This window comes from Frankiales bacterium (assembly GCA_016125335.1).
GTDB lineage: Bacteria > Actinomycetota > Actinomycetes > S36-B12 > CAIYMF01 > Longivirga.
In genome coordinates, this window is sequence record WGLY01000025.1 from 1 (window position 1) to 13,789 (window position 13,789).

Consider the following 13,789-nt stretch of genomic DNA (forward strand, 5'->3'; position numbering starts at 1 on the left):
CGGACCGACCGCCGCCTTCCCCAGCTCCAGGTAGATCTCCCAGTGCGAACCCGCAGGACCCGTGGTGTCCCGGTCGTCGAGGACGGTCATCGGGCACCTCCCACAGGTCCGGCTGGGGTTCGAACGAATGTAGGAATGCTATCGGAGACCACCGACAGGCACAACCCCAATCCCCAGTAATCCCAAGGGATTTCACCGATCTGCCGTCCACAGGCTGTGGACGGCGGAGGGCGTCGACAGCCCCCACCACGCTCCGGCCGCACCGGCTCGCTGCGGGCGCCGGCGTCCGGCGTTCGGGGAGGGCGCGGGGCTCCGCCCGGCATCGTGAGCGCGGTCTTAGCCAACCGGCCCGCTGCGCCCGAGGCCGAGCCGTCGACGGCCGTGCAGTCGTACCCGCCGGGAACGACCCACGACGTCGACGACCGCCCGCGCAGCGGGCGGCACCAGGTTGACGCCGCCCGGGCGCGCGGTCGCACCAGCTCGCACCGACCCACACAGACCGGGGATCCGGAAGGCTGCGGGGGCCGACGAGCGGTCGGGCTCAGAGCGCGGCGAGGGCCTCGCGGTAGTCCTCGGTGCGCCGGGCGTCGGCCGGGCTGTTCACGACCGACCAGCGCAGCACGCCCTGCTTGTCGACGATGAACGTGCCACGCGTCGCGAAGCCGCGCGCCTCGAGGAACACGCCGTACGCAGTGGCCACCTCGCCGTGCGGCCAGAAGTCGCTGAGCAGGTCGAACTCGTACTTCTCCGTCTCGGCGAACACCTTGAGGGTCGCGTCGGTGTCGCAGGAGATGCCGAGCACCACGGTGTCGTCGTTCTCGAAGACGGTGTTCTCGTCGCGGATCGCGCACAGCTCGCTGGTGCAGGTCGCGGTGAAGGCCTTCGGGAAGAAGACCAGCACGACGTTCTTCTCGCCCCGGAAGGACGAGAGACGGACCGGGGTGCCGAACTGGTTGCGGAGCTCGAAGTCCGGGGCCTCCTGGCCGACCTCGACCGACATGCGCGACGTCCTCTCGTGACGGGGGATGCGGTGGGGCGGACGCGCCCACGGCAGGATGCGATCGTGACACAGCCCCCGCCCGCCCACGACCGGGGACCGGGCCCGCACGGTCTGGCCAGCACCGACCGCGGCCGGCTCGTCCGCGCGGTGGCCCGGTCGTGGGAGCTGTTCGCCGCGCTGGTCGACACCCTCGACCTCGACGCACCCACCCGTGCGCGCGGGCTCACGGCTCGGGACGTCGTCGTGCCGCTCGGCGCGTGGCCCGACAACCGCCCGCTCGCCGACCTGCTCGACGACGCCCGCCGCGGCACCGGCGGCGTGCATGACCAGGGCGCGCTGGTCGACGCCGTGCGTGCCGCGCACCGCCACGAGCCCGACGACGCGGTGCGCGCGGCCGTGCGGCGGCAGGGCCGCGAGCTGTCCGGGTTCCTCGCCGGACCGGACCCGGACGGGCTGCTCGAGGCACCGGTGGCCTCGATGCTGGGCACCCTGCCGCTGGTGACCTTCCTGCACGCCGCGACCTACCCGCTCGCGACCTCCGCGCTCGACCTCGAGACCGCCGGCGCCACGGCGCCGGACGAGCTGCTCGAGAACGGGGTGGTGGGCCTGGCCGACACCGTGGGCGCGCTCGCGGCTCGCCAGGGCCTCTCCGCCGGCCTGACCGCCGTCACGCCCTCGTTCTCGGTGCGCACCGCCGCGCGCGACGGGGCGTGGACCACCGAGGTCGTCGGCCACGCTGCGCCGGGGCCCGACGGCACCTGGGGCCCCGCGGTGCTCGCGTCGTCGCGCGTGCTGCTCGACGTCGCGGCGGGGCGCGCCGACGTCCCCACGGCCCTGGCGCGCCGCGACCTCACCGTGCACGACGTGCCGGGACTGCTGCGGCTCGCCCCCGTGGTGGAGCAGGTGCCGGGCATCCCGGGCCGCACGGCGCTGGTGGCGGCGATCCGGGCGACGCAGGCGGCCGGCGCGGTGTGGCGGCTGCTGCCCTTCGGCCGTCGCGACGGCTGACGCCGGCCGGCGGCGCGCCCAGCGGTCAGCAGCGGTGATACGGCGCCACGACGACGGCGGCTCGCACGGCGTTGCTCAGCGACGCGAGGCGCGCGGCGCGACGAGGCGGGTGCCCTGCCACTCGCGCGACGCCGAGATGGTGCTCGTGGCCTGAAGGCCGGCGGTGGGGGCGGCGTCGGAGATCTCGGCCGACTCGACGTGGCCGTCGCGCCCGGGCTTGGGCGTGAACAGCCACACGACGCCCTGGTCGGCGAGGATCGCGATGGCGTCGACGAGCGTGTCGACCAGGTCGCCGTCCTCGTCGCGCCACCAGAGCAGCACGACGTCCACGACGTCGTCGTAGTCCTCGTCGACGAGCTCCTGGCCGGACACCAGCGCGACGCCGGCCCGGACGTCGTGGTCGACGTCGTCGTCGTAGCCCAGCTCCTGGACCACCGCACCAGCGGTGATGCCCAGCTTCGCCGCCAGGGCGCGCCGGGCGTCCGCGGGGTCCGCGGTCGCGGTCACGACGTCCTCCGTCCCGTCCTCCGGGCGGCCGGCGGTGCGCCGGCATCCCGGGCTCGCCTGCGGTCCGGGAGCGCCGGACCTGCCCGCTCCCCCGTCGGGGGATGGGCGTAGTCCAGCCGACCCGCAGCACCGGACGCAAGCATCAGGGCCTGCTCGCGCGGCGCGTCGCGCCGAGACGCCGGGTCCCCGACACCCGTCCGCCCCCTCGCGGGTGCACCCACCGGACGCATGGTGAGACACCGGTACGACGCAACCCGCGGGTAACCGGCAGGATGGACGCCGTACCGCGCCGCGACCCGGCCCAGGTGCGCAGGACCGGAACGACCGAGGAGTGGGATCCACCCGATGGCACCAGGACGAGACCGCGAGCCGCTGATCGCCGGCGGGCTCCCGACGCAGTACGTCGACGTCGACCCCGACGAGACGGGCGAGTGGATCGACTCGTTCGACGCGCTGGTGGCCAACGCCGGGCCCTACCGGGCCCGCTACATCATGCTCTCGCTGCTGCGCCGCGCGGCCGAGCAGAACGTCGGCGTCCCGAGCCTGCGCAGCACGGACTACATCAACACGATCCCGCCCGAGCGCGAGCCGTGGTTCCCCGGCGACGAGGAGATCGAGCACCGCATCCGGCAGTACGCCCGCTGGAACGCCGCGATCATGGTCCACCGGGCGCAGCGCCCCGGCGTCGGCGTCGGCGGCCACATCTCCACCTACGCCTCCACCGCCTCGCTCTACGAGGTCGGCTACAACCACTTCTTCCGCGGCAAGGACCACCCCGGCGGCGGCGACCAGATCTTCTTCCAGGGCCACGGCTCGCCCGGCATGTACGCCCGCGCCTTCCTCGAGGGCCGGCTCAGCGAGACCCAGATGGACGGCTTCCGCCAGGAGCTCTCGCACCCCGGCGGCGGCCTGTCGTCCTACCCGCACCCTCGGCTCATGCCGGAGTTCTGGGAGTTCCCCACCGTGTCCATGGGCCTCGGCCCCATCAACGCGATCTACCAGGCGCGGTTCAACCGCTACCTGCGCGACCGCGGCATCAAGGACACCAGCGACCAGCACGTGTGGGCCTTCCTCGGCGACGGCGAGATGGACGAGGTCGAGAGCCGCGGAGCGCTCCAACTCGCCGCCCAGGAGGAGCTCGACAACCTCACGTTCGTCGTCAACTGCAACCTGCAGCGGCTCGACGGGCCGGTCCGCGGCAACGGCAAGATCATCCAGGAGCTCGAGTCGTTCTTCCGCGGGGCCGGGTGGAACGTCATCAAGGTGATCTGGGGTCGCCGCTGGGACGAGCTGCTCGCGCAGGACTCCGACGGCGCGCTCGTCAACCTCATGAACCGCACGCCCGACGGCGACTTCCAGACCTACAAGGCCGAGAGCGGCGCCTACGTCCGCGAGCACTTCTTCGGCCGCGACCCGCGCACGCGCAAGATGGTCGAGGACTGGACCGACGAGGAGGTGTGGTCGCTGCGCCGCGGCGGCCACGACTACCGCAAGCTCTACGCCGCCTACTCGGCCGCGACCGAGCACACCGGCCAGCCCACCGTGATCCTCGCGAAGACCATCAAGGGCTGGACCCTGGGCAGCCACTTCGAGGGCCGCAACGCCACGCACCAGATGAAGAAGCTCACCCTCGACGACCTCAAGGCCTTCCGCGACACCCTGCAGATCCCGATCAGCGACGACGAGCTCGACGCCAAGCTGCCGCCCTACTACCACCCGGGCATGGACCACGAGCACATCCAGTACATGCTCGAGCGGCGCCGCGCGCTCGGCGGCCCGATCCCCCAGCGCCGCACGGTGGCCAAGCCGCTGCCGCAGCCGCCGGACTCGTCGTACGACGCCGTGCGCCGCGGATCGGGCAAGCAGGCGGTGGCCACGACGATGGCCTTCGTCCGGCTGCTCAAGGACCTCATGCGCGACCCCGAGATCGGCCGGCGGTTCGTGCCGATCATCCCGGACGAGGCGCGCACGTTCGGGATGGACTCGATGTTCCCGACGTCGAAGATCTACTCGCCGCACGGCCAGACCTACACCTCGGTCGACCGCGACCTGGTGCTGGCCTACAAGGAGGCGACCACCGGCCAGATCCTGCACGAGGGCATCAACGAGGCCGGGTCGGTCGCGTCGTTCACCGCCGTCGGGACGTCCTACGCCACGCACGGCGAGCCGATGATCCCGATCTACATCTTCTACTCGATGTTCGGCTTCCAGCGCACGGGCGACGCCTTCTGGGCGGCGATGGACCAGATGGCGCGCGGGTTCGTCCTCGGCGCCACGGCCGGTCGCACCACCCTCAACGGCGAGGGCCTCCAGCACGAGGACGGGCACTCGCACGTCCTCGCCCTCACCAACCCCGCGGTCGTCGCGTACGACGCGGCGTACGGCTACGAGCTCGGGCACATCGTCAAGGACGGCCTGCGCCGGATGTACGGCGAGGGGCCGGACGGCCAGGGCGAGAACGTCTTCTACTACCTCACGATGTACAACGAGCCCTACCCGCAGCCCGCGGAGCCCGAGGGCGTCGACGTCGAGGGGATCCTGCGCGGCCTCTACCTGCTGTCCCCCGCGACCGACGGCGACGGGCCGCGGGCGCAGATCCTGGCCTCCGGCGTCGCGGTGCCGTGGGCCCTGCGCGCCCAGGAGCTGCTCCTGGCCGACTGGGGCGTGCACGCGGACGTGTGGTCGGTGACGTCGTGGACCGAGCTGCGCCGCGACGGCCTGGCCGCGGACCGGCACAACCTGCTCGAGCCCACGGGCGAGCCGCGCACGGCGTACCTCGCCCAGAAGCTGGCCGGCCGCCCCGGCCCGTTCGTCGGCGTCTCGGACTACATGCGCGAGCTCCAGGACACCGTGCGGCCGTGGGTGCCCGGCGACTACGCCACCCTCGGCACCGACGGCTGGGGCATGTCCGACACCCGCGGGGCGCTGCGGCGCCACTTCCTGGTCGACGCCGAGAGCATCACGGTGCGCACCCTGGCCAGCCTGGCCGACCGCGGCGAGCTGCGGCGCGAGCAGGTGGCCGAGGCGATCGAGCGCTACCGCCTCACCGATCCCGCGGCCGCCGACGCCGGCAGCACGGAGGGCAGCGGGTGAGCCCCGCCACGGGGGACGGTCCCGGCGGCGGGCGCACCGCGCTCGTCACCGGTGCCACGCGCGGCCTGGGTCGCGCGGTCGCCGAGCGGCTGCTCGGCCTGGGCTACCAGGTGCTCGTGGCCGGTCGCGACGCCGAGCTCGTGGCGGCCACCGCGGCCGAGATCGGCGCGGGGGCCGTCGTCCTCGACGCCGCCGACCCGGCCAGCATCGAGCGGCTCGTCGAGGACGTCGAGAGCGAGGGCCTCGAGGTCTCGGTGCTGGTCAACAACGCCGGGGTCTGCCTGCCCGACGGCCCCCTGGCCGTCGACGAGGCCGACCTCTCGCTCCAGATGGCCACGAACCTGTACGGGCCGTGGCTGCTCATGCGGGCGTTCGTGCCCGCCATGGTGGAGCGCGGGCACGGCCGCGTGGTGAACGTGTCCAGCGAGGCGGGCTCCTTCGCCGGCGGCCCGACGCTCGGCGCCTACGGCGTGAGCAAGGCCGCGCTCAACGCGCTCACGGTCACCGTCGCGGCCGAGGTGCCCAGCGACGTCGACGTGCTCGTCAACGCGGTGTGCCCCGGCTGGGTCGCCACGGACATGGGCGGGCCGGCCGCGCCGCGCACGGTGGAGCAGGGCGTCGAGGGGATCGTGTGGGCGGCCACGCTGCCCGCGGGCGGCCCTCGGGGCGGGTTCTTCCGCGACGGCGAGCCGCTGGCCTGGTGACGGGCGGGGCGATGGCCCCGCCCGCTCCACGAGCCGTGCAGACCGGGCCGGCCGTCAGCCGAGCCGGGCGTGCATCTCCCACACCAGCACCTCGGCCGGGCCGCCGACGGCGCTCACCCGGCGTCCGTCCGACGCGGTGACGCGCGCGGCGTCGCCCGTGCCGAGCAGGCCCGTGCCCTCGAGCTCGACGGCTCCGCGGGCCACGTAGAGGTGCACGAACGGGGCGGTGGGCAGCGTCACCGTCTCGGCGTCCGCGAGCCGGGCCGCGAGCAGCCCGGCGTGCGCGTTGCGGATCCGGATCGCCGTGTCGTCGGCGTGGCGCGCGAGGCCGGAGGCCACGGTCACCAGCCCGCCGCGCTCGAGCTCGGCGGTGATGTCGAGCTGCTCGTAGCCCGGGTCGATGCCCGCGGTGTCGGGCACGACCCACATCTGGACGAAGTGCACGGGCTCGGCGTGCTCAGGACCCCCGGTGATGCGCCAGGAGTCGTTCTTCTCCGAGTGCAGGATCCCGGTGCCCGCGGACATGCGCTGGGCGAGGCCGGGGTGGATGACGCCCGAGTGGCCCTCGGAGTCCTGGTGCACCAGCGCCCCGCCCAGCACCCAGGTGACGATCTCCATGTCGCGGTGCGGGTGCGTCTCGAAGCCGGTGCCGGGGGCGACGACGTCGTCGTTGGAGACCAGGAGCATGCCGAAGTGGGTGTTGGCCGGGTCGTAGTGGCGGCCGAAGGAGAAGCAGTGGCTGCTCTCCAGCCAGCCCGCGTCGGTCGAGAACCGGTCCGTGGCGCGGCGCACGTCCACGGTCGGGGCCAGGGAGGTGTCCATGACGTCCTTCCGAAGTAGTTGCCCATTCAACCAGAGCGGGGGTTGTCGCATTCCACCAACGCGACGGGGCCAGGAACCCGACAGCGCCCTAGGCTGCCGCACGTGACCCCCCGGCAGCGAGCGGCGACCGTGCGCCGGCTCGAGCGGGCCACCGGGCGGCTGGCCACGGCCGCCTCGGCCCGGATGGAGTCCGAGCTGCCGTGGTACGCCGCGATGTCCGCGGCGGACCGGTCGTGGGTCAACCTCGTCGCCCAGGCCGGCATCGCGGCCTTCGTGCAGTGGTTCCGCGAGCCGGAGGGCTCCCAGGCGATCACCGCGGACGTGTTCGGCACGGCGCCGCGCGAGCTCGTGCGCGCGGTCTCCCTCCAGCAGACCGTCGAGCTGGTGCGCACCACGATCAAGGTGGCCGAGGAGCACGTCGACGAGCTCGCCGGGCCGGACGACAGCGCCTGGCTGCGCGAGGGCCTGCTGCTCTACTCCCGCGAGATCGCGTTCGCCGCGGCCGAGGTCTACGCCCGGGCCGCCGAGGCGCGCGGCGCGTGGGACGCCCGGCTGGAGTCCCTCGTGCTCGACTCCCTGCTGCGCGACGACCTCGACGACGACGTCGTCTCCCGCGGCACCGCGCTGGGCTGGGGTGCCGTCTCCGGCGTCTGCGTCGTCACCGGGAACGCTCCTGCCGGCGACCCCGAGACCATCGCCGAGGCGGTCAAGCGCGCCGCCCGCCACCACCGCCTCGACGCGCTCACCGGCGTGCAGGGCCAGCGGCTGGTCGTGGTGCTGGGCAAGGCGGTGGACGCCGAGCGGGCCGCCCGCGCGGTGGTGAGCCAGTTCGCGCCGGGTCCGGTCGTGGTCGGCCCCCTCGTGCCCGGCCTCGCGCAGGCCTCGCGCAGCTCGCGCGAGAGCGTGGCGGGCTTCCGGGCGGCGGCCGGCTGGCCGGACGCGCCCCGCCCGGTCGCGGCGTCCGACCTGCTGCCCGAGCGCGCCCTGGCCGGCGACCCCGAGGCCGTGGCCCGGCTGGTCGACGAGGTCTACGCGCGGCTGCTCGAGGAGGACCCGGCGCTGGTCGACACCGTGTCGGCCTACCTCGAGCGCTCGGGCTCGCTCGAGGGGGCGGCGCGCGAGCTGTTCGTGCACCCCAACACCGTGCGCTACCGCCTGCGCCGCGTGGCCGACGTCACCGGGCTCACGCCCACGCTGCCGCGCGACGCCTGGAGCCTGCGGCTGGCCCTGGCCTACGGCCGCCTCGCTGCCGACCCGGCGTTGTAGGAAACCTCCAAACTTCGGCCGCCGACGTTGGACAGGTCGAAGGCGCAGGTCGGCGGCCCGTTCGACACGCTGGACCCGTGCTCGTCGTCGTCGCGCCCGGTCAGGGCTCCCAGACCCCCGGCTTCCTCACCCCGTGGCTGGAGGTGCCCGGCTTCGAGGACCGCCTGCGCTGGCTGTCCACCGTCGCCGGCGTCGACCTCGTCGGCCACGGCACGCAGAGCGACGCCGACACCATCCGCGACACCGCGGTGGCGCAGCCCCTCCTCGTGGGCGCCGGGCTCGTCTCGCTGCTGAGCCTGTTCCCCCACCCCTCGGACGCGTACGCCAAGATCGCGGCCGGCTCGGGCCACAGCGTGGGCGAGATCACCGCGGCCGTGGGCGCCGGCGTCATCACCGCCGAGCAGGCGATGGTGTTCGTGCGCGAGCGGGGCCGGGCGATGGCCGCGGCCTCCGCGGTGACCCCCACCGGCATGACCGCGGTGCTCGGCGGCGACCCGGACGAGGTCGTGGCCAAGGCCGAGGCGCACGGCCTCACCCCGGCCAACCGCAACGGCGCCGGGCAGGTCGTGGTCGCGGGCACCCTCGAGCAGCTGGCCGCGTTCGCGGCCGACCCGCCCGAGAAGGCGCGGCTGCGGCCGCTGCAGGTGGCCGGCGCGTTCCACACCGCGCACATGGCACCGGCCGTCAGGGTGCTGGCCCAGCACGCGCGCTCGATCTACGTCCACAGCGCCCGGCTGCCCGTGATCAGCAACGCCGACGGCACCGTGGTGCACAGCGGCCGCGAGGTGCTCGCCCGGCTGGTCACCCAGGTGAGCAACCCGGTGCGCTGGGACCTCTGCATGCAGACCATGGCCGAGATGGGCGTGACCGCCCTGCTCGAGCTGCCGCCCGCCGGCACGCTGACGGGCCTGGCCAAGCGCGCGCTGCCCGGCGTCGAGACCGTCTCGCTGAGCACGCCGGACGACCTGCCCGCCGCGTGGGACCTCATCGAGCGCCACGCCACGCAGACGCACATGTCCGACTCCCCCACGTGGCGGCTGCTCGTGTCCCCCGCCAAGGGCACTTTCCGCCTCTCGGTGAGCAGCGAGGTGGGCGACGCCCTCGTCGCCGGCACCGCGGTCGGCTCGGTGGTCAACCTGCGCGACGAGCAGCCGATCGTCGCCGCCCACGGGGGTACGGTCGTCGAGTGGCTCGTCGAGGACGGCGACCCCGTCGCCCCCGGCCAGCCGATCGTGCGACTCCACCCCGAGGCGGTCCACTGATGACGCACACGCTCGCCATGCCCGCGCCCCGCGCAGGCAGCCGGATCCTCTCGGTCGGCTCCTACCGGCCGGCCCGCGTGGTCACCAACGACGAGATCGCCCCGCGCATCGACTCCTCGGACCAGTGGATCCGCGAGCGCTCGGGGATCGTCGAGCGCCGCTGGGCCGCGCCGGACGAGTCCGTGGTCGACATGGCGCTCGCCGCCTCGGGCAAGGCGCTCGCGGGCGCCGGCCTCGCCCCCGAGCAGATCGACATGGTGCTCGTCGCGACCGTGTCGCACCCCTACCAGACCCCGTCCGCGGCGGCCGAGCTCGGTGCCCGGCTCGGCGCCACCGGGGCGCCCGCGCTCGACGTCGCCGCCGCGTGCGCCGGCTTCTGCTACGCCCTCGCCCTGGCCGACTCCCTCGTCCGCACGGGCACCAGCGAGCACGTCCTCGTCGTCGGCGTCGAGAAGCTCTCGGACTTCCTCAACCTCGACGACCGCGGCTCGGCGTTCCTGTTCGCCGACGGCGCCGGCGCGGTCGTGGTCGGCCCCTCCGACCACCCCGGCATCGGTCCGGTGGTGTGGGGCGCCGACGGCGACCAGCGCGAGGCCATCACGATGACGCAGTCGTGGATCGAGTACCGCGACGAGCCCACCGAGCAGTTCCCCGCCCTCACGATGTCCGGCCAGCAGGTGTTCCGCTGGGCGATCGGCGAGGTGTCCAAGGTGTGCCAGCAGGCCCTCGACGCCGCGGGGATCACGGTCGACGACCTCACCGCGTTCATCCCCCACCAGGCGAACATGCGCATCACCGACGCGATGCTCAAGCACCTGAAGATGCCCGAGCACGTCATCGTGGCGCGCGACATCGCCACCACCGGCAACACCTCGGCAGCCTCGATCCCCCTCGCGCTCGACCGGCTCACCGAGGCCGGCGAGCTGCCCGGCGGGGGGCTCGCCCTGCTCGTCGGCTTCGGCGCGGGCCTCGCCTACGCCGCGCAGGTCGTCGAGCTGCCCTGACCCAGACCCCCGGGGCCGCAGGCGACCGGGTGCACGACCGCACGACCCCGTCCAGCACGCACGAGCAAGGAGACACCGCACCCATGTCCAACCCCGAGATCCTCGAGGGCCTCGCCGCGATCGTGAACGAGGTCGCCGGAACCCCCGTGTCCGACATCACGCCCGAGAAGGCCTTCATCGACGACCTGGACATCGACTCGCTGTCGATGGTCGAGGTGGTCATGGCGTGCGAGGACAAGTTCGGCGTCAGCATCCCCGACGGCGAGGTCAAGAACCTCAAGACCGTGGGCGACGCCGTCGCCTACATCGAGAAGGCATCGGCCTGACCCAGGCCACGACGTGACGGGCCGGCGCCCCCGACCGGGGCGCCGCCCGCACCTCCCTCGACCCCGTGCAAGGAGCCCGCATGTCCCCCTCGCAGACGCGCGTCGTCGTCACCGGTCTCGGCGCCACCACCCCTGTCGGTGGTGACGTCGCCAGCACCTGGGAAGGCCTGCTCACCGGCCGGTCCGGGATCCGGATGCTGGAGAGCGAGCGGTACGCCGAGCTCCCGGTCCGCTTCGCCGGCCAGGCCGCGGTGGACCCCCTCGAGGTGCTCGAGCGCCCCGAGGCGCGCAAGCTCGACCGCAGCCAGCAGCTCGCGCTCATCGCCTCGCGCGAGGCGTGGGCGGACGCCGGCGCGCCCGAGCTCGACCCCGAGCGCCTCGGCGTCGTCGTGGCCACGGGCATCGGCGGCATCGTGAGCCTGCTCGACAACTACGACATCCTCAACACGCGCGGCTGGACCCGGGTCTCGCCCATGTCGGTCCCCCAGCTGATGCCCAACGGGTCCGCGGCCTGGGTCGGCCTCGACCTCGGCGCGAAGGCCGGCATCCACACGCCGGTGAGCGCGTGCGCCTCGGGCGCCGAGGCGGTCGGCTACGCGCTGGAGATGATCCGCAGCGGCCGGGCCGACGTCGTCGTCGCCGGCGGCACCGAGGCGTGCATCCACCCGATCACGGTCGCCGCGTTCGCCGCGATGCGCGCCCTGTCCACCCGCAATGACGAGCCGCAGCGCGCGAGCCGCCCCTACGACAAGGGCCGCGACGGGTTCGTGATGGGCGAGGGCGCCGGCTGCCTGGTGCTCGAGTCCGCCGAGCACGCCGCCGCGCGCGGCGCCCGCGTCTACGCCGAGGTGGCCGGCGTCGGCCTCACCGCCGACGGCCACCACATCGCGCAGCCCGACCCGGAGGGCAAGGGCGCCAGCCGCGCCATCCGGCTGGCCATCGAGGCCGCCGGGGCCGCGCCCGGCGACGTCATCCACGTCAACGCGCACGCGACCTCGACCCCGCAGGGCGACATCGCCGAGGCCACTGCGATCCGCAACGTGCTCGGCTCCGCCACCGACGGGGTCGCGGTCAGCGGCACCAAGTCGATGACCGGCCACCTGCTCGGCGGCGCCGGGGCGGTGGAGTCGGTCGCCGCGGTCCTCGCGCTGCACCACCGCATCGCGCCGGTCACCGTCAACCTCGACGACCCCGACGACGAGATCGGCCTCGACGTCGTGAGCCGCGAGCCGCGCACCCTGCGAGGCGGCGACGCGATCGTGCTCAACAACTCGTTCGGGTTCGGCGGCCACAACGTCGCCCTGGCATTCCGGAGCGTGTGATGACCGCAGTGGCCGCCGACGCCGGCATCGAGGTCGCGGACCTCGACCCGCGCCACCCCCTCGTCCGCATGCCCGCGTTCCTCGACGACGGGACGATGGAGCTCATCACCGACGTCGACTCCTCCGGGGTCATCGCGGCGACGGGGACCGCCCTGGGCACCCCGGTGGTCGTGTTCTGCACCGACCCCACGGTGCAGGGCGGCGCGATGGGCATCGAGGGCTGCCGCGCGATCCTCGCCGCCTACCACCGCGCGCTCGAGGACGGCGTCCCGGTCGTGGGTCTCTGGCACTCCGGCGGCGCCCGGCTGCGCGAGGGGGTCGAGAGCCTGCACGCGGTCGGCGAGGTGTTCGCCATCATGACCCGCGTCTCCGGCCGGATCCCCCAGATCTCCGTGGTGCTGGGGCCGGCCGCGGGCGGCGCGGCCTACGGCCCGGCGCTCACCGACGTCGTGGTCCTCGGCCCGGAGGGCCGGATCTTCGTCACCGGCCCGGACGTCGTGCGCTCGGTCACCGGCGAGGACGTCGACATGCTCCGCCTCGGCGGCCCGGAGCCGCACGGGCGGCGCAGCGGCGTCGTCCACGTCGTCGCCGCGAGCGAGCGCGAGGCGCTCGACGACGGCGCGCGGCTCGCGTCGCTGCTCGGCAGCCACGGCGACCTCGACCTCTCCGCGGTGCCCGACATCGACCTCGCGGCGCTCATGCCCGAGAACAAGAAGCGAGCCTACGACGTCCACCCCCTCGTGGCCGGGATCCTCGACGACGACTCCGGGCTCGAGCTGCACGCCCGGTGGGCGCCCAACGTCGTGACCACCCTGGGCCGCGTCGGCGGCCGCGCCGTCGGCGTCATCGCGAACAACCCGCTGCGCCTCGGCGGCTGCCTCGACGCCACCAGCGCGGAGAAGGCGTCGCGGTTCGTGCGCATGTGCGACGCGTTCGGCCTGCCGCTCGTCGTCGTGGTCGACGTGCCCGGCTACCTGCCCGGCGTCGGCCAGGAGTGGGACGGCGTGGTGCGCCGCGGCGCCAAGCTGCTGCACGCCTTCGCCGAGGCCGAGGTCCCCCGGGTGACCGTGGTGACCCGCAAGGCCTTCGGCGGCGCCTACATCGCGATGAACTCGCGCTCGCTCGGGGCCACCCGCGTGTTCGCCTGGCCCGACGCCGAGATCGCGGTGATGGGCGCGGTCGCCGCGGTGCGCATCCTGCACCGGCGCAAGCTCGCCGACATCCCCGAGGACGCGCGCGCCGAGGTCGAGGCCGAGCTGGCCGAGGAGCACACCCGCATCGCCGGCGGGGTCGACAAGGCGGTCGCGATCGGCGTGGTCGACGAGGTGGTCGAGCCGGGCCGCACCCGCACCGCGCTCGCCCGCGCCCTGGCCGACGCCCTGGCCGCCGACCCGGACGTGCGCGGCCACCACGGCAACATCCCGCTGTAGCACTCCCCCACGAGGCACGACGCACGACGGCCCCTCGCCGCACAT

General features: G+C 74.2%; 12 protein-coding genes. 9 read left to right on the forward strand and 3 right to left on the reverse strand.

Annotated elements, in window-relative coordinates; translation table 11 throughout:
* Positions 1 to 541 precede the first annotated feature (541 nt).
* Positions 542 to 1,000, reverse strand: a complete 459-nt coding sequence (locus tag GC157_13475) for a redoxin domain-containing protein (GenBank protein MBI1378475.1) — start codon at positions 998 to 1,000, stop codon at positions 542 to 544.
* 63 nt (positions 1,001 to 1,063) lie between these two features.
* On the opposite strand from GC157_13475, the gene GC157_13480 reads away from it, so the two are divergent.
* Positions 1,064 to 2,008, forward strand: coding sequence for a hypothetical protein (locus tag GC157_13480; GenBank protein MBI1378476.1), 945 nt, complete (start codon positions 1,064 to 1,066; stop codon positions 2,006 to 2,008).
* Positions 2,009 to 2,083: 75 nt separating this feature from the next.
* Here GC157_13480 and GC157_13485 read toward each other — a convergent pair whose 3' ends face one another.
* Positions 2,084 to 2,515 carry a DUF3052 family protein gene (locus GC157_13485; protein ID MBI1378477.1) on the reverse strand — a complete coding sequence of 144 codons (432 nt, stop codon included), beginning with the start codon at positions 2,513 to 2,515 and terminating at the stop codon, positions 2,084 to 2,086.
* Positions 2,516 to 2,860: 345 nt separating this feature from the next.
* On the opposite strand from GC157_13485, the gene aceE reads away from it, so the two are divergent.
* Both aceE and GC157_13495 read left to right on the forward strand, forming a co-directional pair.
* Positions 2,861 to 5,608, forward strand: a complete 2,748-nt coding sequence (gene aceE / locus GC157_13490; GenBank protein ID MBI1378478.1) for a pyruvate dehydrogenase (acetyl-transferring), homodimeric type — start codon at positions 2,861 to 2,863, stop codon at positions 5,606 to 5,608.
* Positions 5,605 to 6,312 carry an SDR family NAD(P)-dependent oxidoreductase gene (locus tag GC157_13495; GenBank protein MBI1378479.1) on the forward strand — a complete coding sequence of 236 codons (708 nt, stop codon included), beginning with the start codon at positions 5,605 to 5,607 and terminating at the stop codon, positions 6,310 to 6,312. The genes aceE and GC157_13495 overlap by 4 nt, the downstream gene beginning before the upstream one ends.
* A gap of 54 nt (positions 6,313 to 6,366) precedes the next feature.
* On the opposite strand, the gene GC157_13500 is transcribed toward GC157_13495, so the two are convergent.
* A complete protein-coding gene (locus tag GC157_13500; protein ID MBI1378480.1) occupies positions 6,367 to 7,134 on the reverse strand; it encodes a pirin family protein in 768 nt (255 codons plus the stop codon).
* Between the two features lie 183 nt (positions 7,135 to 7,317).
* Here GC157_13500 and GC157_13505 point away from each other — a divergent pair, with 183 nt between their 5' ends.
* From GC157_13505 to GC157_13530, 6 genes are all read left to right on the forward strand, one after another.
* Positions 7,318 to 8,400 (forward strand): PucR family transcriptional regulator, encoded by a 1,083-nt coding sequence (locus GC157_13505; GenBank protein MBI1378481.1) that lies wholly within the window; start codon positions 7,318 to 7,320, stop codon positions 8,398 to 8,400.
* 77 nt (positions 8,401 to 8,477) lie between these two features.
* A complete protein-coding gene (locus GC157_13510) occupies positions 8,478 to 9,662 on the forward strand; it encodes an acyltransferase domain-containing protein (protein ID MBI1378482.1) in 1,185 nt (394 codons plus the stop codon).
* On the forward strand, positions 9,662 to 10,666 hold the full coding sequence (gene fabH / locus GC157_13515) for a beta-ketoacyl-ACP synthase III (protein ID MBI1378483.1): 1,005 nt from the start codon (positions 9,662 to 9,664) through the stop codon (positions 10,664 to 10,666). The genes GC157_13510 and fabH overlap by 1 nt, the downstream gene beginning before the upstream one ends.
* An 83-nt stretch (positions 10,667 to 10,749) precedes the next feature.
* On the forward strand, positions 10,750 to 10,992 hold the full coding sequence (locus GC157_13520) for an acyl carrier protein (protein MBI1378484.1): 243 nt from the start codon (positions 10,750 to 10,752) through the stop codon (positions 10,990 to 10,992).
* A gap of 80 nt (positions 10,993 to 11,072) precedes the next feature.
* A complete protein-coding gene (fabF, locus tag GC157_13525) occupies positions 11,073 to 12,314 on the forward strand; it encodes a beta-ketoacyl-ACP synthase II (GenBank protein ID MBI1378485.1) in 1,242 nt (413 codons plus the stop codon).
* On the forward strand, positions 12,314 to 13,744 hold the full coding sequence (locus GC157_13530) for an acyl-CoA carboxylase subunit beta (GenBank protein MBI1378486.1): 1,431 nt from the start codon (positions 12,314 to 12,316) through the stop codon (positions 13,742 to 13,744). Before fabF ends, GC157_13530 begins: the two co-directional genes overlap by 1 nt.
* Positions 13,745 to 13,789 lie beyond the last annotated feature (45 nt).